This window comes from Streptosporangium sp. NBC_01639 (genome assembly GCF_045209755.1).
Taxonomy (GTDB): domain Bacteria; phylum Actinomycetota; class Actinomycetes; order Streptosporangiales; family Streptosporangiaceae; genus Streptosporangium.
Genome location: NZ_CP109272.1, coordinates 6,944,565 through 6,965,899, shown reverse-complemented (window position 1 = coordinate 6,965,899; position 21,335 = coordinate 6,944,565). Strand labels below are relative to the sequence as shown.

Annotated in this window: 13 protein-coding genes, 2 tRNA genes and 3 rRNA genes; 4 read left to right on the top strand and 14 right to left on the bottom strand. The window is 63.9% G+C overall.

What is annotated here, in order from left to right; all coding sequences use genetic code 11:
- Nucleotides 1-8 precede the first annotated feature (8 nt).
- The 13 genes from ndk to OHA77_RS31680 all read right to left on the bottom strand — a co-directional run bounded on the left by ndk (nucleotide 9) and on the right by OHA77_RS31680 (nucleotide 18,462).
- Nucleotides 9-419: a nucleoside-diphosphate kinase gene (gene ndk / locus OHA77_RS31740; protein WP_326824529.1), complete on the bottom strand. Its 411-nt coding sequence runs from the start codon at nucleotides 417-419 to the stop codon at nucleotides 9-11.
- A 91-nt stretch (nucleotides 420-510) separates the two neighbouring features.
- Nucleotides 511-2,115 carry a hypothetical protein gene (locus OHA77_RS31735; protein ID WP_406313019.1) on the bottom strand — a complete coding sequence of 535 codons (1,605 nt, stop codon included), beginning with the start codon at nucleotides 2,113-2,115 and terminating at the stop codon, nucleotides 511-513.
- 11 nt (nucleotides 2,116-2,126) lie between these two features.
- Nucleotides 2,127-2,465, bottom strand: a complete 339-nt coding sequence (locus tag OHA77_RS31730; RefSeq protein ID WP_326824531.1) for a DUF4233 domain-containing protein — start codon at nucleotides 2,463-2,465, stop codon at nucleotides 2,127-2,129.
- Between the two features lie 26 nt (nucleotides 2,466-2,491).
- On the bottom strand, nucleotides 2,492-3,784 hold the full coding sequence (locus OHA77_RS31725) for a bifunctional folylpolyglutamate synthase/dihydrofolate synthase (protein WP_406319905.1): 1,293 nt from the start codon (nucleotides 3,782-3,784) through the stop codon (nucleotides 2,492-2,494).
- Nucleotides 3,785-4,099: 315 nt separating this feature from the next.
- A 5S ribosomal RNA gene (gene rrf, locus OHA77_RS31720) occupies nucleotides 4,100-4,216 on the bottom strand.
- A gap of 137 nt (nucleotides 4,217-4,353) precedes the next feature.
- A 23S ribosomal RNA gene (locus OHA77_RS31715) occupies nucleotides 4,354-7,480 on the bottom strand.
- Nucleotides 7,481-7,865: 385 nt separating this feature from the next.
- Nucleotides 7,866-9,386: ribosomal RNA gene (locus tag OHA77_RS31710) — 16S ribosomal RNA — on the bottom strand.
- The 16S, 23S and 5S rRNA genes sit together here, the layout of an rRNA operon.
- Nucleotides 9,387-9,955: 569 nt before the next feature.
- Nucleotides 9,956-12,532 (bottom strand): valine--tRNA ligase, encoded by a 2,577-nt coding sequence (locus tag OHA77_RS31705; RefSeq protein ID WP_406313018.1) that lies wholly within the window; start codon nucleotides 12,530-12,532, stop codon nucleotides 9,956-9,958.
- A 276-nt stretch (nucleotides 12,533-12,808) separates the two neighbouring features.
- Nucleotides 12,809-14,089 (bottom strand): ATP-dependent Clp protease ATP-binding subunit ClpX, encoded by a 1,281-nt coding sequence (gene clpX / locus OHA77_RS31700; protein ID WP_326824533.1) that lies wholly within the window; start codon nucleotides 14,087-14,089, stop codon nucleotides 12,809-12,811.
- Between the two features lie 193 nt (nucleotides 14,090-14,282).
- Nucleotides 14,283-14,927 carry an ATP-dependent Clp protease proteolytic subunit gene (locus OHA77_RS31695; protein ID WP_406313017.1) on the bottom strand — a complete coding sequence of 215 codons (645 nt, stop codon included), beginning with the start codon at nucleotides 14,925-14,927 and terminating at the stop codon, nucleotides 14,283-14,285.
- A gap of 11 nt (nucleotides 14,928-14,938) precedes the next feature.
- A complete protein-coding gene (locus OHA77_RS31690) occupies nucleotides 14,939-15,583 on the bottom strand; it encodes an ATP-dependent Clp protease proteolytic subunit (RefSeq protein WP_312881951.1) in 645 nt (214 codons plus the stop codon).
- Between the two features lie 415 nt (nucleotides 15,584-15,998).
- Entirely contained in the window at nucleotides 15,999-17,387 is a 1,389-nt protein-coding gene (gene tig, locus OHA77_RS31685) for a trigger factor (protein WP_406313016.1), read from the bottom strand.
- A gap of 208 nt (nucleotides 17,388-17,595) precedes the next feature.
- Nucleotides 17,596-18,462 carry a helix-turn-helix domain-containing protein gene (locus OHA77_RS31680; protein ID WP_406313015.1) on the bottom strand — a complete coding sequence of 289 codons (867 nt, stop codon included), beginning with the start codon at nucleotides 18,460-18,462 and terminating at the stop codon, nucleotides 17,596-17,598.
- 243 nt (nucleotides 18,463-18,705) lie between these two features.
- Between OHA77_RS31680 and OHA77_RS31675 the strand changes: the two genes are divergently transcribed.
- Together OHA77_RS31675 and OHA77_RS31670 are read left to right on the top strand one after the other, a co-directional pair.
- Nucleotides 18,706-19,215 carry an ATP-binding protein gene (locus OHA77_RS31675; RefSeq protein WP_326824536.1) on the top strand — a complete coding sequence of 170 codons (510 nt, stop codon included), beginning with the start codon at nucleotides 18,706-18,708 and terminating at the stop codon, nucleotides 19,213-19,215.
- 220 nt (nucleotides 19,216-19,435) lie between these two features.
- Nucleotides 19,436-19,783 carry a DoxX family protein gene (locus OHA77_RS31670; RefSeq protein ID WP_406313014.1) on the top strand — a complete coding sequence of 116 codons (348 nt, stop codon included), beginning with the start codon at nucleotides 19,436-19,438 and terminating at the stop codon, nucleotides 19,781-19,783.
- A 95-nt stretch (nucleotides 19,784-19,878) separates the two neighbouring features.
- On the opposite strand, the gene OHA77_RS31665 is transcribed toward OHA77_RS31670, so the two are convergent.
- A tRNA-Pro gene (locus OHA77_RS31665) sits at nucleotides 19,879-19,952 on the bottom strand.
- Nucleotides 19,953-20,040: 88 nt separating this feature from the next.
- Here OHA77_RS31665 and OHA77_RS31660 point away from each other — a divergent pair.
- Both OHA77_RS31660 and OHA77_RS31655 read left to right on the top strand, forming a co-directional pair.
- Nucleotides 20,041-20,111, top strand: a tRNA-Gly gene (locus OHA77_RS31660).
- Nucleotides 20,112-20,347: 236 nt separating this feature from the next.
- A complete protein-coding gene (locus OHA77_RS31655) occupies nucleotides 20,348-21,187 on the top strand; it encodes an SMI1/KNR4 family protein (protein WP_406313013.1) in 840 nt (279 codons plus the stop codon).
- Nucleotides 21,188-21,335: the final 148 nt, after the last annotated feature.

Genomic DNA, 21,335 nt, shown 5'->3' with positions numbered 1-21,335 from the left:
GATAAGACCTAGAAACGGTCCGGGAAGAAGATCTTGATTTCGCGAGCGGCGGACTCCGGCGAGTCGGAGCCGTGGACCACGTTCTCACCGATCTCCAGGGCATGGTCGCCGCGGATGGTGCCGGGGGCGGACTTGACCGGGTCGGTCAGGCCGGCGAGGGCGCGGAAGGCCTCGATGGCACGAGGTCCCTCCAGAACCAGCGCGACCAGCGGACCGGAGGTGATGAACTCGACCAGCTCCCCGAAGAACGGCCGCTCGGAGTGCTCCGCGTAGTGGGTCTTGGCGGTCTCGACGTCCAGAGTGCGCAGTTCCAGCGCCGCGACCTTCAGGCCCTTGCGCTCGACCCGGGCGATCACATCGCCGATGAGACCACGCGCGACACCGTCGGGCTTGATCAGGACAAGAGTGCGCTCGGACACTGAAGTTCTCCTTTAAGCAAATATGGTTCGTGAACGGTGTTGACCGCGCGAAGTTTACCGTCCTCCACCCGATTCTCCGTGGTCGACGACATCACGGGCGGGCGGGGCCCTCTTCCGGTGTGTCCTCCGGAGAGGGGGCGGGTGGTGGCACCACCAGCGACGTGCCGGTCTTAACCGGCCGCGGGTCCGGCTGTGGCTCCGCTCGGCCCAGCCCGCCGGATCCTTCCGTGGAGGACGGTCCGCCCCAGGGGTCGCCGCCTCCAGCCACCGGTGTCCTCACTCCATCGGATCCGACACCGGAAGAACGACGGCTCAGGACCGCGCAGAGCACGATCGTCACGACCACCAGGCCGCCGCCGATCAGCGCCCACAGATGGAGTGCGCCCACGAACCCGTCGACCAGCGCCTGAGGGGTCTTCGCGTCCTTCAGCCAGATGAACTGGACACCGCCGCCCAGCAGGAAGCCGGAAAGCACCCCGGGGAAGAGCAGCGACAACCCGAAGAGGGCCACACCGGAGCCGCACGAGCGCAACGCGGAGGTGAGGGCCACCGAGGCGCCGACCCCGACCAGAACGAACGGGAGGATCAGCACGGGTCCGTCGGAGGTGGGAAGGAGCAGCCGGACGGCGCACAACCCCGCCACCACGGTCACCAGACCTCCCGCGCCGACCAGAAGCATGCCGCCGTCGCCCATCCGGCTCACCAGCACCGCGGCGACAACACCGATTGCTCCGGCGACCGCGAAAGCGGGCCACAGACCGGACAGGCCAGGCCCGCCCAGACCGCCGAGCTCGACATAGGTGACCTGGGCCGCGGTGGGCAGGACGACGACGCCCACCACGAGCATCGTGTAGGCGGGGGTCCTGCCGCCGGCACCGTCGAGAGCGACCAGGGAAGCGGATCCGAAAAGCGCGAGAACCGACAGCAGCGCCGCGAGGACCAGCAGAGGCGACGGCCAGTCGAAGGTGCTTCCCAGCGCCAGAAGGGCGATGCCCGCAGCGGGCAGGGCCGCCATCAGCAGCGGCCCGCGCTCCGCGGTGCCCGCCCCGCTGCCGCTCCCCGCGCCCTCGCCGCTCCTCATCCAGAGCACAAGGTAGAGAGCGGCCAGGACGAGCGCGGCTCCCGTGAGCATCGGGTACGGCTGGAGCGTGACCCTCCAGGACCTCACCTCGTCAAGCGGCCACAGGGCGAGTGCCTGCGCGGCCAGGAGGCTCAGCGCGAGCACGCCTCCCCACACCGCGCGCAGGAACGGCGACCTCTCCCAGACCGCCATCAGCGTGGCGGGCACCAACAGTCCCGCTCCGATCCCGTGCAGGACCCGCAGGATTCCCACCATCGGCGCGGAGTCCGCATAACCCCCCGCGGCATCGGCCACCGCGAGCAGGGCCAGGCCGACGACCAGGGCCGGCGCCGCCCGCATCCGGCGCACGGCGAGGACAGCCAGTGGCACGGTGAGCACCATCGCGGGCAGCGCCAGCCCATGTGCCCGCACCATCGCGACCTGCGAGATCTCAGGCGGCAGCAGAGCGGCCACCACCGAGATGGTGTTGGGGATGGCGACGACCGCCAGGGGAAGCACCACCGCGACGAGCAACCCGAGAACGACATCGAGCGCCACGGGGACACCGAGCGTGCGCGACAGGCCCTTGGGCCCGGCGGTCACCGCCCGAGTCGGCTGAATGGGAGGCACGGCCATGTTGGCCGACTTTAGCGGGAAGTCACGCCCTCGACACGGCGAGCGACGAATATCGCCGTGATCCACAGCGCGGTGAAGATCACCCCAAGGAAGAACATGGTGGGGACCAGGAAACCCGCGGCAATGGCGAGCACCTGGATCAGACTTCCCAGAACGTAGGCGAAGGGGCGCTTCAACATACCGGCGGCCAGGACGCACAGGACCGCCAGACCGATCCCGACGGTTACCGCCACAGCCGGTTCGATGTCCTGGGTGTTGATCGCCACCGGGGTGAACAGCCCGATGACGATCGCCTCCATGCCCAGCACACTGGCGCAGAGCCGCCGCATGCCCGGAGTAACTGTGATCATCTCTCGCCTTTCCGCTGTCACCCGGCTCACGTGGCCCTGTCGGCCTTGAGCAGCAACCGTGCGTCTCCCGCGGTCACCACCGAACCGGTGATCAACACCCCTGCTCCGCTGAACTCTCCCAAGGCGTCCACCATTTCAATCGCCCGGTCGATGGCACCGTCCAACCGCTCGACCTGGTGGACCCGGTCCATCCCGAAGATCTCCTCGGCGAGCGCCGCGAGCTCGTCCACATCCATGGATCTGGGCGAGGAATTGCGGGTCACCACGATCTCGTCCATCAGCGGCTCCATCAACTCCAGGATGCCCTGGACGTCCTTGTCCTCGAACACCGCGACCACACCGATGAGCTTGGCGAAGTCGAACGACTCCTGAACGGCCTCCAGAGTGGCCTGAATCCCGCCCGGATTGTGCGCGGCGTCTACCAGCACCGTGGGCCCCCGCCGGACGACTTCGAGCCTGCCCGGCGAACTCACCTGAAGGAACGCCTGCCGGACCAACTCGGGATCGAGCGGGTCCTCCCCCACGCTCAGTGCCTCGACCGCGGCGAGCGCGCAGGCGGCGTTACTCGCTTGGTGTGCACCGTACAGCGGGAGCATGATGTCGTCGTAGGTGCCCTTGAGGGTCTGGAGACGGAGCGACTGCCCGCCGATCGCGATCTCTCTGCTGAGCACGCCGAACTCCAGTCCCTCACGCGCCACCGTGGCCCCCATCTCGGCCACCCTGCGCATCAGTACCTCGGCTGCGGGAAGTTGCTGTTGAGCGAGTATCGCCGTCGCACCTGGTTTGATGATGCCAGCCTTCTTCTCCGCGATCGTCGCGATGTCGGGGCCGAGATAGTCAACATGGTCCAGGGAGATGGGGGTGATGACGGCCACCGCGCCGTCTGCGACGTTCGTGGCGTCGAAGTCGCCGCCCATCCCGGTCTCGATGACGGCGACGTCGACGGGGGCGTCGGCGAAGGCCGCGAAGGCCATCGCGGTGAGGACCTCGAAGAAGGAGAGCCGGCGTCCCCGGGCATCGATCATCCCAAAGTAGGGGGCGATGTCCTCGTACACCTCGACGAAGCGCTCCTCGCTCAGCGGGGCACCGTCCACGGAGATGCGCTCCCGCATGGAGACGAGATGCGGGCTGGTGAAACGGCCGACGCGTAGGTTACGCTCGCGCAGAATCGTCTCGATCATGCGGGTCGTGCTCGATTTGCCGTTGGTCCCGGCGACGTGCACGACCGGATAGGAATGCTGTGGGGAACCGAGCAGGTCCATAAGCGCGGCGATCCTGTCGAGAGTGGGCTCGAAGTTCCACTCGACGCCGCGTTCCATGATCGCCCGCTCAACCGCTTGATAGTCCACACCTCAAGCCTACTGACCCCGCCTGCGGGTCCTTGACAGGCCTGGGAAACGTGACCTGCCCGGGAACAGGCCCAAGCCGGGAAATGTGATCAGTCACGGGGAACGCGGCCGGCCCAAGAACAGGCCCGGGAAACGTGACCTGCTCGGGAAACCGCCGGGGGAACGTGGCCGGCTCAGGAACGTGGCCGGGCCGGTAAACGTGACCGGGCCGGGGGAAGGTGACCGGACCCGGGAAAACAGAAAAGGCCACCCCAACCGGGATGGCCTCAACTGCGACAAAAAATTGTCCGGCGGCGACCTACTCTCCCACACCGTCCCCGGTGCAGTACCATCGGCGCTGAAGAGCTTAACTTCCGGGTTCGGAATGTAACCGGGTGTTTCCCCTTCGCCATAACCGCCGTAACCCTATGAAACTGTCAAACACGAGAACGTGTCTGCTGTCTCAGAATCGCATAGTGGACGCGGGCAACAACCTTGGTCTCGCGCTGCTCCGGACCCGGCGAAGGGACAGAGCGCTGCAGAAACCAAGCTTATGCTTTGTGGTCAAGTCCTCGGCCTATTAGTACCGGTCAGCTCCACACGTTACCGTGCTTCCACCTCCGGCCTATCAACCCAATCGTCTATTGGGAGCCTTACCCACTCTCGTGGTGGGAGACCTCATCTCAAGGCGAGCTTCCCGCTTAGATGCTTTCAGCGGTTATCCCTTCCGAACGTAGCCAACCAGCCGTGCTCCTGGCGGAACAACTGGCACACCAGAGGTTCGTCCGTCCCGGTCCTCTCGTACTAGGGACAGCTCCTTTCAAGTCTCCTGCGCGCGCAGCGGATAGGGACCGAACTGTCTCGCGACGTTCTAAACCCAGCTCGCGTACCGCTTTAATGGGCGAACAGCCCAACCCTTGGGACCTACTCCAGCCCCAGGATGCGACGAGCCGACATCGAGGTGCCAAACCATCCCGTCGATATGGACTCTTGGGGAAGATCAGCCTGTTATCCCCGGGGTACCTTTTAGCCGTTGAGCGACGGCGCTTCCACAAGCCACCGCCGGATCACTAGTCCCAGCTTTCGCTCCTGCTCGACCCGTCGGTCTCACAGTCAAGCTCCCTTGTGCACTTACACTCGACACCTGATTACCAACCAGGCTGAGGGAACCTTTGGGCGCCTCCGTTACTCTTTAGGAGGCAACCGCCCCAGTTAAACTACCCACCAGACACTGTCCCTGATCCGGATCACGGACCGAAGTTAGACGTTCAAAACGACCAGAGTGGTATTTCACCAATGACTCCACCACCACTAGCGTGACAGCTTCACCGTCTCCCACCTATCCTACACAAGACGTTCCAAACGCCAATGTCAAGCTATAGTGAAGGTCCCGGGGTCTTTCCGTCCTGCTGCGCGTAACGAGCATCTTTACTCGTAGTGCAATTTCGCCGGGTCTGCGGTTGAGACAGCGGGGAAGTCGTTACGCCATTCGTGCAGGTCGGAACTTACCCGACAAGGAATTTCGCTACCTTAGGATGGTTATAGTTACCACCGCCGTTTACTGGCGCTTAAGTTCTCAGCTTCGCCACACACGTGCGACTAACCGGTCCCCTTAACGTTCCAGCACCGGGCAGGCGTCAGTCCGTATACATCGTCTTACGACTTCGCACGGACCTGTGTTTTTAGTAAACAGTCGCTTCCCCCTGGCCTCTGCGACCCCCACCAGCTCACAGAGCAAGTCTGATCACCAGCGAAGGCCCCCTTCTCCCGAAGTTACGGGGGCAATTTGCCGAGTTCCTTAACCACAGTTCACCCGATCGCCTTAGTATTCTCTACCTGACCACCTGAGTCGGTTTGGGGTACGGGCCGCCACGGCACTCACTAGAGGCTTTTCTCGGCAGCATAGGATCACCCACTTCGCCACAATCGGCTCGGCATCACGTCTCAGGCTCAATGTGCCGCGGATTTGCCTACGACACGCCCTACACGCTTACCCCAGGACTACCATCGCCTGGGCTGGACTACCTTCCTGCGTCACCCCATCGCTTACCTACTACCAGATCAGGCCAGGCGTTCACCCTCACCCCAAGCCCGAAGGCTTTAGGGGGGTTAAGGACCCTTAGTATCACTGGATTCAGTATTGGCGCACCATAGCGGGTACGGGAATATCAACCCGTTGTCCATCGACTACGCCTGTCGGCCTCGCCTTAGGTCCCGACTTACCCTGGGCGGATTAGCCTGGCCCAGGAACCCTTGGTCATCCGGCGCAGAAGTTTCTCACTTCTGATTCGCTACTCATGCCTGCATTCTCACTCGCACAGCCTCCACAACTAGATCACTCTGCTGCTTCGCCGGCTGCACGACGCTCCCCTACCCATCCACACACCTAGACAGACAAGCTGCCAAGCTAACGTGTGAATGCCACGACTTCGGCGGTGTACTTGAGCCCCGCTACATTGTCGGCGCGGAATCACTTGACCAGTGAGCTATTACGCACTCTTTCAAGGGTGGCTGCTTCTAAGCCAACCTCCTGGTTGTCACTGCGACTCCACATCCTTTCCCACTTAGCACACGCTTAGGGGCCTTAGTCGGTGGTCTGGGCTGTTTCCCTCTCGACTACGGAGCTTATCCCCCGCAGTCTCACTGCTACGCTCTCACTTACCGGCATTCGGAGTTTGGCTGACGTCAGTAACCTTGTCGGGCCCATTAGCCATCCAGTGCTCTACCTCCGGCAAGAAACACGTAACGCTGCACCTAAATGCATTTCGGGGAGAACCAGCTATCACGGAGTTTGATTGGCCTTTCACCCCTAAACACAGGTCATCCCCCAGGTTTTCAACCCTGGTGGGTTCGGTCCTCCACGCGGTCTTACCCGCGCTTCAACCTGCCCATGCCTAGATCACTCCGCTTCGGGTCTACAGCATGCGACTAACAACGCCCTATTCAGACTCGCTTTCGCTACGGCTACCCCACACGGGTTAACCTCGCCACACACCATAACTCGCAGGCTCATTCTTCAAAAGGCACGCAGTCACATCACAAACAGGCAAGCCTGCTTACGCTCCTACGGCTTGTAGGCACACGGTTTCAGGTACTATTTCACGACCCCTCACCGGGGCGCTTTTCACCTTTCCCTCACGGTACTTGTTCACTATCGGTCATCAGGGAGTATTTAGGCTTACCAGGTGGTCCTGGCAGATTCACACAGGATTTCTCGGGCCCCGTGCTACTTGGGATCCCCTCAAACAGTCGACAAGATTTCGCCTACCCGGCTCTCACGGTCTACGGCGCAACTTCCCAGAAACTTCGACTATCCCATCGATTTCTCACTGTCTGGAAAAACGGCAGTTCCTCCCAGAGGGTCCCACAACCCCGCACACGCAACGCCTGCCGGCTATCACACGCATACGGTTTAGCCTCTTCCGCTTTCGCTCACCACTACTCACGGAATCACTATTTGTTTTCTCTTCCTACGGGTACTGAGATGTTTCACTTCCCCGCGTTACCACCAACCGCCCTATACATTCAGGCGGAGGCAACACCACATGACTGGTGCTAGGTTTCCCCATTCGGACATCCCCGGATCAAAGTCAGGTTGGCGACTCCCCGGGGCTTAACGCAGCCTCCCACGTCCTTCATCGGCTCCTGATGCCAAGGCATCCACCGTGTGCCCTAAAAAACTTGGCCACAAAGATGCTCGCGTCCACTATGCAAATCTCAAACAACAAACAGCAACCACACCCACCCCACCACCAACACCCACCAAAGGCGAGCTGGTATGACAGGAGGCTGGTCCCGCACGAGGTCAAACAGACAGCAAGCCCGCCACAGCGGGCCCACCAATGTCCGTTTCCTCAGGACCCAACAGTGTGTCCGAACCCATCCGCGCCCCCCAGCCGGCGTTCCCACTCCCGTCCCCCGCGAAGGGTTCAGGCGGTACCAACCGACCCGGGCAGACCCAGATCATCCGATTAACCAGTGCTCCACTAATGAGCGCGCCGAGCGTGAGACATTCGCCCACGGACACGGCTGGACCACGAACCACCAGGTGGCCGCAGTCGATGCTCCTTAGAAAGGAGGTGATCCAGCCGCACCTTCCGGTACGGCTACCTTGTTACGACTTCGTCCCAATCGCCAGCCCCACCTTCGACCGCTCCCCCCAGCAAGCTGGTTGGGCCACGGGCTTCGGGTGTTGCCGACTTTCGTGACGTGACGGGCGGTGTGTACAAGGCCCGGGAACGTATTCACCGCAGCGTTGCTGATCTGCGATTACTAGCGACTCCGACTTCATGGGGTCGAGTTGCAGACCCCAATCCGAACTGAGACCGGCTTTTTGGGATTCGCTCCACCTTACGGTATCGCAGCCCTCTGTACCGGCCATTGTAGCATGTTTGCAGCCCAAGACATAAGGGGCATGATGACTTGACGTCATCCCCACCTTCCTCCGAGTTGACCCCGGCAGTCTCCAATGAGTCCCCACCACCCCGAAGAGCGTGCTGGCAACATTGAACAAGGGTTGCGCTCGTTGCGGGACTTAACCCAACATCTCACGACACGAGCTGACGACAGCCATGCACCACCTGTCACCCGATCCGAAGAGGCACCCATCTCTGAGTGTTTCCGGGCGATGTCAAGCCTTGGTAAGGTTCTTCGCGTTGCGTCGAATTAAGCAACATGCTCCGCCGCTTGTGCGGGCCCCCGTCAATTCCTTTGAGTTTTAGCCTTGCGGCCGTACTCCCCAGGCGGGGCGCTTAATGCGTTAGCTACGGCGCGGAAACCGTGGAAGGTCCCCACACCTAGCGCCCAACGTTTACAGCGTGGACTACCAGGGTATCTAATCCTGTTCGCTCCCCACGCTTTCGCTCCTCAGCGTCAGGTAAGGCCCAGAGAACCGCCTTCGCCACCGGTGTTCCTCCTGATATCTGCGCATTTCACCGCTACACCAGGAATTCCGTTCTCCCCTACCTACCTCTAGCCAGCCCGTATCGAATGCAGACCTGGAGTTAAGCCCCAAGCTTTCACACCCGACGTGACAAGCCACCTACGAGCTCTTTACGCCCAATAATTCCGGACAACGCTTGCGCCCTACGTATTACCGCGGCTGCTGGCACGTAGTTAGCCGGCGCTTCTTCTGCAGGTACACGTCAACTTCGTCCCTGCTGAAAGAGGTTTACAACCCGAAGGCCGTCATCCCCCACGCGGCGTCGCTGCGTCAGGCTTTCGCCCATTGCGCAATATTCCCCACTGCTGCCTCCCGTAGGAGTCTGGGCCGTGTCTCAGTCCCAGTGTGGCCGGTCGCCCTCTCAGGCCGGCTACCCGTCGTCGCCTTGGTAGGCCGTTACCCCACCAACAAGCTGATAGGCCGCGAGTCCATCCCCAACCGAAAAACTTTCCACCACCATCCCATGCGAGAAGTGGTCGTATCCGGTATTAGACCCAGTTTCCCGGGCTTATCCCAGAGTCAGGGGCAGGTTACTCACGTGTTACTCACCCGTTCGCCGCTCGAGTACCCCGAAGGGCCTTTCCGCTCGACTTGCATGTGTTAAGCACGCCGCCAGCGTTCGTCCTGAGCCAGGATCAAACTCTCCAAACAATGTTTGAGAAGTTCTCCCGGCTGAAAGCACCCGGCACCAAATGCCGGATGTTCAACCAAAGGAATCCGTCCTCCCACCAGAAGATGGGTGGGACGGGAGTTGTGCTTCATGCACTGGCTTTTAACACACTGTTGAGTTCTCAAGAAACGGACGCGTTCTCCGTCTTCCCGGCCAGTAGGCCCGGTGTCGGGGCGTTTCGTTCGTTCCGTTGTGCCTTTATTCTTTCAGGCCCGCGTTTTCGTGTCAAACCGGCCCGTTTCGAACCACTTGACTTGATCTCGCCTGCCTTACCGGAATTCCGGCCGCCCCGTTTCCGGAGCAACCCTTCTAACTTACTCCGACATCCCGTTGTTGTCCAATCGATCGGACGCAACCGGATATTTCGGTGATCTTTTAGAGAGGCTGCAGGAACTCGTCCTGCTTGAAGAACTGTAGCAGTCCACTCGAGCTGCCATGACCCAATCGGCGGTAACAACTAGGTCTTCCCTGAGTCAGCGACCTCCAAACGCAAGAGTCCGGAGCCGATGGGCTCCGGACTCTTGATCAAATCTCTGCCTCAGATGCGTGATCAGCCGGCCGGGAGCGCGGCAAGCTGAGCGGCCAGGCGGGCGATGTCCTGGTCTGCCTGTTCCGCACGAGCGCGCACCTTGGTCACCACATCGTCGGGCGCCTTCGCCATGAACTGCTCGTTCCCAAGCTTGGCGGCCACCTGAGCGGCCTCCTTACGCGCCACGGCGAGATCCTTCTCCAGACGCTTACGCTCGGCGGCCACGTCGATCGTCCCCGCAGTGTCGATCTCCACAACGATCCCGCCCACATCAAGGCGTGCGGTGGCGGAGAACGACTCCAAAGGCGGATCAAGCCGGAGAAGCGACCGGATGGCTCCCTCCTGGGAGGCGAGAGCGGTACCCGCGAGTGACAGCTGGGCGGCGACACGCTGGCCGGGCTTGAGTCCCTGATCGGAGCGGAACCTGCGGACTTCGGTGATCAGGCCCTGAACCGCGAGAATCTCCTCCTCGGCCGGAGTGTTCCGCAACGATTCCTGGACCGTGGGCCACGGCGCGACCACGATCGACTCGCCTCCGGTGACCGCCCGCCACAGCTCTTCGGTGACGAATGGCACGAGCGGATGGAGCAGCCGCAGAAGCGAGTCGAAGACATGGCCCAGCACCAACCGGGTGTGCTCCTGGCCGGAAGCAATCTGGATCTTGGCAAGCTCCACGTACCAGTCGCAGACCTCGTCCCAGGCAAAGTGATAGAGCAGGTCGGAGACCTTGGCGAACTCGAATTCGGCGAAGGCCGCGTCCACCGACGAGACGATCTCCTGGAGCCGGGAAAGGATCCATCGATCGGCCGCGGTCAGCTCCTCGACCGGAAGCTCACCGACCGCGGCGCCGTTCATCAGCGCGAAGCGGGTGGCGTTCCAGATCTTGTTGCAGAAGTTGCGGGAGCCACCGGCCCACTCCTCGCTGATCGCGACATCCGAGCCCGGATTGGCGCCGCGCAGCAGCGTGAAACGGGTCGCGTCGGCGCCGAAACGATCGACCCAGTCGAGCGGGTCCACAACGTTGCCGAACGACTTGGACATCTTCTTGCCGTACTGGTCGCGGACCATGCCGTGCAGGGCCACGGTTTGGAACGGGGGCTGACCGTCCATCGCGTAGATGCCGAACATCATCATTCGCGCCACCCAGAAGAACAGGATGTCGTAGCCGGTGACCAGAACGGATGTCGGGTAGAACTTGGCCAGCTCCGGTGTCTTGTCCGGCCAGCCCAGAGTGGAGAAGGGCCACAGCCCAGAGGAGAACCAGGTGTCGAGGACATCCGGATCCTGGACATAACCGGCGGGCGGCTCCTCGTCCGGACCGACGCAGACGACCTCACCGGCCGGGCCGTACCAGACCGGGATCCGATGTCCCCACCACAGCTGCCGCGAGATGCACCAGTCATGCATGTCGTCGACCCAGTCGAAGTAGCGCTTGGCCAGCTCCGGCGGATGGATCTTCGTCTGGCCGTCACGGACGGCGTCGCCGGCGGCTTTGGCGAGTGGGGAGACATTGACGAACCACTGGAGCGAGAGCCGGGGCTCCACCACGGTCTTGCAGCGCGAACAGTGACCGACCGAGTGGAGGTAAGGCCGCTTCTCGGCGACGATCCGGCCCTCTTGGCGCAGGGCGGCCACGACCGCGGGCCTGGCCTCGAAGCGATCGAGCCCCTGGAACGGGCCGTGAGCGGTGATCACTCCGCGCTCGTCCATGACTGTCAGGGACGGCAGGGAGTGGCGACGGCCGATCTCGAAGTCGTTCGGGTCGTGCGCGGGGGTGACCTTGACCGCGCCGGTGCCGAAGGCAGGGTCGACGTGCTCGTCGGCGACGACCGGGACCCGACGCCCGGTGAGCGGGATCTCCACCTCTCGGCCGATCAGGTGTGTGTAGCGCTCATCGGAGGGGTGCACCGCCACGGCGGTGTCACCGAGCATGGTCTCGGCCCGGGTCGTCGCGACGACGATGGAGTCCTCGCCGTCGCCGTACCGGATAGAGACGAGTTCACCCTCGTCCTCACTGTGCTCCACCTCGATGTCCGAGAGCGCGGTCAGGCAGCGCGGGCACCAGTTGATGATGCGCTCGGCACGGTAGATGAGCCCGTCGTCGAAGAGCTTTTTGAAGATCGTCTGAACGGCGCGGGAGAGCCCGGGGTCCATGGTGAAACGCTCGCGGGACCAGTCGACCCCGTCGCCGAGCTTTCTCATCTGGCCGAGGATCCGGCCGCCGGACTCCTCCTTCCACTGCCACACGCGCTCGATGAAGGTCTCCCGGCCCAGGTCGTGCCGGGAGAGACCCTCTTTGGCGATCTCCCGCTCAACGACGTTCTGGGTGGCGATGCCCGCGTGGTCCATACCCGGCAGCCAGAGCGTCTCCTGACCGCGCATGCGGGCTCGACGGGTCAGGGCGTCCTGAATCGAGTGGTCGAGGGCGTGGCCGATGTGCAGGACACCGGTCACGTTCGGCGGGGGCAGGACGATGCTGTACGGCTCGCGTTCGCTGCTCGGGTCCGCGGTGAAGTATCCCTCCGATACCCAGTGCTCGTAGCTCCGGGTCTCCACGTCGGCGGGTGTGTACTGGGTGGGCAGCTCTGGCGTCGTCACGGTGTCCAATTCTAGGGACGTCCGGGTAGTCGATGTCCCATGGTCTCGGGACTTGCGGAAAGGGGGCCCGTACCGCTGGTTGCGCACCCGGTGCCCTCGCGGGGCCGCAGACCCTGTCGCACCCCTGTTACGGGACCGATGAAAGTTCTGGGTGCCGGTCGGCGGCGCGGGGCCGAGAGGAGACGGCACGGCTGACGGCGATGCCGCCGGGTCGGTGCCTGAGAACGGCGGCGCCCCCGCGAGATCCTCGCGGGGGCGCCAGCCGTACGAACAGATTTATGCGGACTTCTCACGCGGCGTGCGCTGCTGCTTGTTGAGCTGGTCGCGCGGCACCAGCGTCGGGTTGACATGCTCCAGCACCGACTCGCGGGTGATGACGACACGCGCCACGTCCTGACGGGAAGGCACTTCGTACATCACGGACAGGAGGACCTCCTCCAGGATGGCTCGCAGGCCACGGGCACCTGTGCCACGGAGGATCCCCTGATCGGCGATCGCCTCAAGGGCGTCGTCGGTGAACTCCAACTCGACGTTGTCCAACTCGAACAGCCGGCGATACTGCTTCACCAGGGCGTTGCGAGGCTCGGTGAGAATCTGGATGAGAGCCTCACGGTCGAGGTTCTGCACACTCGTGATGGCCGGAAGACGACCGACGAACTCGGGGATCATGCCGAACTTCAGCAGATCCTCCGGCATGACGTCGCCGAAGATGTCGGAGGTGTCGAGGTCTTCCTTCGAGTGGATGATGGCGTTGAAGCCGATGCCCTTCCTGCCGACCCGGGACTCGATGATCTTTTCGAGGCCGGCGAAGGCACCACCACAGATGAAGAGCACATTGGTGGTGTCGATCTGGATGAACTCCTGGTGGGGATGCTTGCGTCCGCCCTGAGGCGGCACACTCGCGGTGGTGCCCTCCAGTATCTTCAGCAGGGCTTGCTGCACGCCCTCGCCGGAGACATCCCTGGTGATCGAGGGGTTCTCGCTCTTACGAGCGATCTTGTCCACCTCGTCGATGTAGATGATGCCGGTCTCGGCCTTCTTGACGTCGTAGTCAGCGGCCTGGATCAGCTTGAGCAGAATATTCTCGACGTCCTCGCCCACGTAGCCCGCCTCCGTCAGGGCGGTGGCGTCGGCGATGGCGAACGGTACGTTCAGCATCTTCGCCAGCGTCTGGGCGAGCAGTGTCTTGCCGGAGCCGGTCGGGCCCAGGAGCAGGATGTTGGACTTGGCCAGTTCGAGGCCGTCGTCGCGCCCGCGCTCACCGGACTGCACACGCTTGTAGTGGTTGTAGACCGCCACGGAGAGAGCCTTCTTCGCCTGGTCCTGACCGATGACGTAGGCGTCGAGGAACTCGTAGATCTCTCTCGGCTTGGGCAGACTGTCCCACTTGAGCTCGGAGGACTCACTGAGCTCCTCTTCGATGATCTCGTTGCAGAGATCGATGCACTCATCGCAGATGTATACGCCGGGTCCGGCGATGAGCTTCTTGACTTGCTTCTGACTCTTTCCACAGAAAGAGCACTTCAGCAGGTCTCCCCCGTCGCCGATGCGTGCCACCCCAGATACTCCTTTGCGTGGGACCGCCCTGGCTGTCGCGGTCCGTTTCTTCCGACCGGCCCGATACCCGGTACGAAAAGTCATCCCGCTCAGGTTTCGACGTTACCGTCTTCTGGGCCCTCAGTGAGCCCCCTAGCGGCGAGTCGCACCGGAACGTGCCCAATTGGGCACCGTTCCGGTGCGATAGGCCTCGTTAAGAGGCTATGGCCTTGGCGAGCTTCTTGCGGGACGGGATGATGTCGTCGATCAGCCCGTACGCCTTCGCCTCCTCGGAGTCGAGGATCTTGTCGCGCTCGATGTCCTTGCGGATCGCCGCGGGGTCCTTGCCCGAGTGCCTTGCCAGCATCGCCTCCAGTTGCGCGCGCATCCGCAGGATCTCGCGCGCCTGGATCTCGATGTCGCTTCCCTGGCCGCCGCCCTCGGTGGAGGGCTGATGGATCAGGATGCGGGCGTTCGGCAGGGCGAACCTCTTGCCCGGGGTGCCACCGGCCAGCAGCACCGCCGCAGCGGAGGCCGCCTGGCCCAGGCAGACCGTCTGGATCTCCGGCCGGACGAACTGCATCGTGTCGTAGATCGCCGTCATGGCGGTGAACGAACCGCCCGGCGAGTTGATGTAGATGCTGATGTCGCGGTCGGGGTCGAGTGACTCCAACGTCAGCAGCTGAGCCATGACGTCGTTGGCCGAGGCGTCGTCCACCTGAACGCCGAGGAAGATGATGCGGTCCTCGAACAACTTGGCGTACGGGTTCATCTCCCGCATGCCGTACGACGTGCGTTCGGTGAAGGACGGAAGAACATAGCGGCCGTTGATGTCTCCCGGCCGGATCAACTCACTCACCTTGTGCCCCTTCAGGAGACGGCGCCCGAAGAGGGCACCTGTCGAGCGCTGCGCACGACCTGGTCGATGAAACCGTAGTCCTTGGCCTCCTCGGCCGTGAACCAACGGTCACGGTCGGAGTCGGCCTCGATCTGGTCGAGGTTCTGGCCGGTATGGAAGGCGATGCGCTCGGCAAGAGTCTTCTTGACGTAGAGCATCTGCTCCGCCTGGATGGCGATGTCGGCGGCGGTGCCGCCGATGCCTCCGGACGGCTGGTGCATCATGATGCGGGCGTGCGGCAGGGCGTAACGCTTGCCCCGCTCGCCGGCGCAGAGGAGGAACTGGCCCATGGAGGCGGCCAGGCCCATCGCGACCGTGCACACATTGTTAGGCACGTATTCCATCATGTCGTAGATCGCCATACCGGCGGTCACCGATCCACCTGGCGAGTTGATGTAGAGCCAGATGTCCCGGTCGGGGTCGTCCGCGGCGAGCAGGAGCAGCTCGGCACAGATCCGGTTGGCGATCTCGTCGTTGACCTGAGTGCCCAGCACGATGATGCGCTCACGCAGCAGCCGCTGGTAGAGCTGGTCTTCGAGCCTGAACGAGCCGTTCGGCTGGCTCATCGACTCGGGCCCGGAGCCGGTCGGCTGGTAGAAGGTCGGCGGGCTGGTCACAGCGTCACCTTCCGATGCGTCGTAATCGATTGGCTTTGCTTGTGACCTTAACGCGCGCCGCCTACCGGACATGCCCCCTCAACGTACTGTTCGCTGACGGCGCATGCTCACCACCTCGCCCCAAGCCCGTTCCGCCGCCCCTTCGAGCCCCTTTTTCGCCCGTGCCGTCCAGCGTGTCGGCGCTCATCTCGGCCTTCGGACCCGGCCTCCGAAGCCGGACCTCATGCTTGACCGACTTTTTCCCGTCTCTCGCCGTTCCCGGGAGGAAACCGCCTTCCGGCAGGCGCACCGGCCCCTCGGGGGCCCAGACGACCGCGCACGCCTCGCCACCGGGACGGGGCGCCACAGGCCGGAAAACGACGACGACGTCCCCGCCACAGCCGCGGCGGGGACGTCGTACGCGTCGGAGCTGAGCCTACTTCGCGGCCTCAGCTGTCTCCTCTGCCGACTCCTCGGTCGGCTCCTCGCCGGCCTCTTCACCGTTGATCTCGGTGTAGATGGCCTTGAGGTCCACCTCGTTGCCGGCTTCGTCGGTCACCTTGGCGGCGTCGCCGACAACGCCCTTGGCCTTGTCACGGACGATCTCGACCATGGCCAGCGTGAGCTGGTCGTTGTCGGCCAGGTGCTGGGCGAGCGTGTTCGGAGCCACGTTCATCTGCATGGCGCGGCGCACCACGAAGTTGGTCAGCTCCTGCTCGCTGACACCGAGCTCCTCGGCCTTGACGATCTTGTCGAGGACGAAGCCGGTCTTGAGCGCCTTGGCCGCACTGTCGTCGAACTCGGCGTAACGCTCTTCCTCGGTGGTCTGGTAGAGGCGGAAGTACGCCTCCTTGCTCAGTCCACTCTCGGCGATCTGGTGCTCAAGGTTGTGCCTGCGGTTGTCGACCTCGACCTTGAGCGCGCTGTCCGGCAGCGGAATGTCGATCTTGGCGAGGAGGGCGTCGAGGGCGTTCTCGCGGGCCTGGACGACCTGGTCGATCAGCTTGTTGCGGCGGGCCTGCTCCCGGACGCTGTCCTTGAGCTCATCGAGGCTGTCGAACTCACTGGCGAGCTGGGCGAACTCATCGTCGAGCTCAGGGAGGACCTTCTCCTTGACGCTCTTGATGGTGATGGTGACCACGGCCTCTTCGCCGGCGTTCTCGCCGCCGACCAGGCTGGTGGTGAACTCCTTGGTGTCACCGGCGGACATGCCGACCAGCGCGTCGTCCAGGCCCTGCAGCACCGAGCCGGCGCCGACCTCGTAGGAGACGTCGTTGGCCTGCTGCTCCTCGATGTTCACACCGTCGATCGCGGCGGCGAGGTCCATGACGACGTAGTCGGCGTTGGCGGCGGCGCGCTCGACGCCGGTCAGCGTCGCGAAACGCTGGCGCAGGCCGTCCAGCTGGGCGTCGATGTCCTCGTCGGACACCTCGGCGGCCGGAACCGTGACCTCAAGGCCCTGGTAGTCGGGAACGTCGAAGTTGGGGCGGACGTCCACCTCGGCGGTGAACTCGACCTGCTCGCCGTCCTCGATCTTGGTGACCTCGATCTCCGGCTGGCTGACCGGGAAGATGTCGCTCGCGTCGACGGCCTGGCCGTAGAGCTTGGGCACGGCGTCGTTGAGGGTCTCCTCCAGCACCACCGCGCGGCCGAAGCGCTGCTCGATGATCCGGGCCGGAACCTTGCCCGGCCGGAAGCCGGGCACGCGCACCTGCTGCGCGACCTTCTTGTACGCCGCCTGCAGGCTCTCGCCGAGCTCCTCGAACGGCACCTCGACAGTGAGCTTGACCCGAGTCGGGCTGAGCTCCTCCACAGCGGTCTTCACGGGGTGGTCTCCTTGATCAAGCTTCGAGTGATCGCGGGCGCGTCAAGTCGTACGGCTACCGCGGCAAGCTCGCGCGCCGCGCCCACATGAGCGGCACCGGGCACAGCCGTCGAGACATGCGAGATTAGGGCATGCTCCACTGTGGCGGGTGTCCAGCGCCGCTGGCCAGTCTAGGGCAGACCTACACCTCGGAGCGACCGCTGCCTGTTCAGTTCTCCTTGATAATGCGCCGCAGGATGTCGATGGTCTCCTCCGGGGTGGTGCTTACCGCGCACAGCCGTTCCATGACCTCGCTGTAGCGGTCGACTTCCTCGCGTTTGTCCAGGTAGAGGGCACTGGCCAACTGCTCCACGTAGACCACGTCGGGCAGTTCGTGGTCGTGGAAGCGCAATATGCTGAAGGCGCCGCCCTCGGCGTTGTGGCCGCCGAAACTGAACGGCATCACCTGGATCGTGACATTGGGCCGGCGCATGAGGTCCATCAGGTGCTCCAGTTGGGCCTGCATGACCTCGGTGCCGCCGATGGGACGCCGCAGTGCCGCCTCGTCGATGACCGCCCAGAAGAACGGTCCGTCGGCCCGATTGAGCACCTGCTGGCGCTCCATCCGCAGGTCGACGCGGCGGGCGATCTCCTCGGGGGCGATCCCGGCGCTTCCCGCGGTGATGACCGCCCTGGCGTAATCCTCCGTCTGGAGCAGGCCGGGCACGAACTGCACCTCGTAGGTGCGGATCCGGGACGCCCCCTCCTCCAGACCGACGTAGGTCTGGAACCATGAGGGCAGCAGGTCGTTGAAGCGGTGCCACCAGCCAGGTTCGTTCGCCCTGAGCAGGAGGTCCATCACCGCCGACCGCGCCGCCTCGTCCTCGACCCCGTAGAAGGTCAGCAGGTCCGCGACATCGCGCTCTCTCAGGCCGACCCTGCCGAGCTCCATCCTGCTGATCTTGGATTCGGAGCCGCGGATCAGGTGGCCCGCCTCTTCCCGGGTCAGCCCCTTGGCCTCACGCAGCCGCCGCAGCTGGGAACCCAAGAGGATACGCAGTGCTGTGGGACCTGATCCCGGTTGAACCTGCGTCACTTCGGCTCCCTCTTGACTTGGGCCAGCGCACACAGTGTCACTACTTCCGGCCTCGATGACAAGGTCTCAAAACCGTGGCCGATTCACTAACTCGGCGCTGCAACCGCCCATGCGGTTGCACATTGCACCTGCACGTGCATTTGGGCCTTGCAGCAGACGTTCCAGTGACCCATGATGGCCTAGTGCATATTGGGCTTATGGTGCACAGGCTCTGAAAACTCACAATTGGCACGGAGACTCACGATGGCAGCGGGAGGTACCGGCAGGATGGTGGAGGAGCCACAATCGGCTGTCGACTACCTGCAGGTGACCCGCGACATCGGCTTCGACGACCTCCTCGTGGCCAATCATTCCGACGCCACGGCGTGCCCGCTCCCCAGACAGGCCGACTCGGTGAAAACCGCCCGGGACGTGACCAGGGCGACGCTGAGCGACTGGGGCCTGTCGGAACTGAGCGATGACGCAGCGCTAGTGGTTTCGGAGCTTGTCACGAACGCGGTCCGCTACGCACTGTGCCCGCCCAGCCAGATCGAGACCACCCCGATCACCCTGATGCTGCTGCGTCTGAGCCCCCATGTGCTTCTCGCCGTGGCCGACCCCAGCAACGAGGCCCCCACTCCCAAGAAGCCGGACTTCGTCTCCGAGCACGGCCGGGGACTCTACATCGTGGAGACCTACAGCCAGTGCTGGGGCTGGGACCACCTCAACCGGGGCGGCAAGGCCGTCTGGGCACTCTTCCGCGGCACCGTCTGAGCCGCTCGTCCCACGGACTGCTCACAAGGCCGTTCCCCGTCGTATGACCGGTCGCCCGAGACGTCGGGGGCCGCCTCCGAACATCGGAGACGGCCCCCGACGGTCCTCCGCCGGGTCAGAGGTCGGCCGGGAAGCCGCGCATCGTGAACGCATCGCGGAGCTATCAACCAGGGCTCGCAGGATCGGTGTCACAAGAAAGCACCAGATAGGGAGTGTTCCCATGTCCACCACCGCCACCGTCGTCACCATCCTGGCCGCCCTCTGGGTGGGTTTCTCGGCCTTCTCTCTCCTTCGCCGCGCCGAGTGGGTCGTGAAGCCGCTGATGGACTACGGCGTCCCCCGCTCGTGGTGGACCTGGCTCGGCGCGGCCAAGGCCGCAGGGTCCGTGGGCCTGCTGGTCGGCCTGTTCGTGCCGGTCATCGGCGTCCTGGCCGGGATCTGCCTGATGCTGTACTTCGCCGGGGCCGTCGTCACCGTGCTTCGGGCACGCTCGTACTCGACCGTCGTCTTTCCCCTGCTGTACCTGGGCCCGGTGATCGCCGCCCTGATGCTGGGACACGTCGCCTGACAGCAACGCGGAAGCGTAGTCACGCAGTCGGTCACTCAGAAGCCGGAAGGGGCCGCTTCCGAAGATCGGAAACGGCCCCTAGCTGGCACTACATGTCGGGGTGACAGGATTTGAACCTGCGGCCCCCTGCTCCCAAAGCAGGTGCGCTACCAAGCTGCGCCACACCCCGGTCCGTCGAGTACGCGCACGCTCCGGAACTCCGGTACGATTACGCCCTGACGCCGGATGAAGTCTAGACCAGACGGAGACCGGCTCGCGCGGACGTAGCTCAATGGTAGAGCCCCAGTCTTCCAAACTGGCTACGCGGGTTCGATTCCCGTCGTCCGCTCAGATGGCAGAAGGCCAGGTCAACCGAGTTCGGGAGACCTGGCCTTCTGCTTTCCACATAAACTTTATGATCTTTCGTGCCCGTGGCGTACCCGATGGTTTCTGTGCCCGTCGGCCCGCGTCTTTTCGAAGGCTTGCCCGAGTGCCCGCGCGACGGCCTCGTCCCGGTCCTTGCTCGCGTGCCGGTGGATCAGCGCCGTCCGGGTCGTCCGCGTCGGCTAGCTATAGTCGCGGGCCGTGACGACGATCGACGAATTGATCCGCCTCGTGCCGCCGCCCACGGAACCGGTCGACGCGCAAGGCGACTGGCGTGAGGTCGAGGCCGCCCTCGGGCTTGGGTTGCCCACCGACTTCAAGACACTCATCGAGCGATACGGGCGCGGCCAGTTCGTTGACCTCATCACACCGCTGACTCCGTTCGGCGCTCATGACCTGCTGATCCAGCGTGCTCAGCGGCTGCTGGACAGAGAGCGGTCTTTCCGCGAGAAGCATCCCGACGAATGCCCTTACCCGTTCCATCCGGAGCCCGGTGGTCTGCTGGAGTGGGCCGGCACCGACAACGGCGACTCGCTCTGCTGGCTGACCAAGGGGGAACCGGACGGCTGGGGCGTCGTGGTCTGGAATCCGCGCAGCGTCGCCTACCACGCGTATGACGTCGGCGCGGTGGAGTTCCTCCACGGCTGGTTGAGCGGGCGGATCACCACGCCGATATTGCCCGACGAGGTCGAGATGTCGCCGTGGTTCGAGCCGTTTCGCGAGCGTGAACACGTCTACATCAAGCTGTCCGAGGGTGAGTCGCCCTACCTCGACAGGCTGTGGATCCTGCGCGACGCGCTCGCGCCCACGGCGGACCGAGGCGGCTGCCGCGACGAAGACGGCGAGCGGCAGGACCATTTCGCCGCCACGGACCTCGGCTGGTCGCTGACCTACGAGACGGTCTACGATCATCAGATCCGGGTCGCCTTCCCGCCTGAGGACGAAGAACGGGTTCGCGTCACCCTGTTCGACGCGGCCCGCCGCATGGGCTGCCAGGTGTTGTCGACGACGACGCGCCTCGGAGAGCCTGTCTGGACCTAGGATCCGCTCCTCCGCTCCTCCGGTTCTCCTGCCCGCCTCCGTCCGCTTCGGGACCGTCACCATCTTGATCATCCGGCTCCGCAGCCGGGCCGCGGTGCCCACGCGCCGTGCGGACGGCTTTCATCGTTTGCGTAGGCATATCCATAGT

Coding starts and splice junctions, on each gene's coding strand:
- OHA77_RS31735 (WP_406313019.1), bottom strand. CDS start 2,115: ATGGCCGTGCCTCCCATTCAGCCGACTCGGGCGGTGACCGCCGGGCCC.
- OHA77_RS31730 (WP_326824531.1), bottom strand. CDS start 2,465: ATGATCACAGTTACTCCGGGCATGCGGCGGCTCTGCGCCAGTGTGCTG.
- OHA77_RS31725 (WP_406319905.1), bottom strand. CDS start 3,784: ATGGAACGCGGCGTCGAGTGGAACTTCGAGCCCACTCTCGACAGGATC.
- OHA77_RS31675 (WP_326824536.1), top strand. CDS start 18,706: ATGGCAGCGGGAGGTACCGGCAGGATGGTGGAGGAGCCACAATCGGCT.
- OHA77_RS31670 (WP_406313014.1), top strand. CDS start 19,436: ATGTCCACCACCGCCACCGTCGTCACCATCCTGGCCGCCCTCTGGGTG.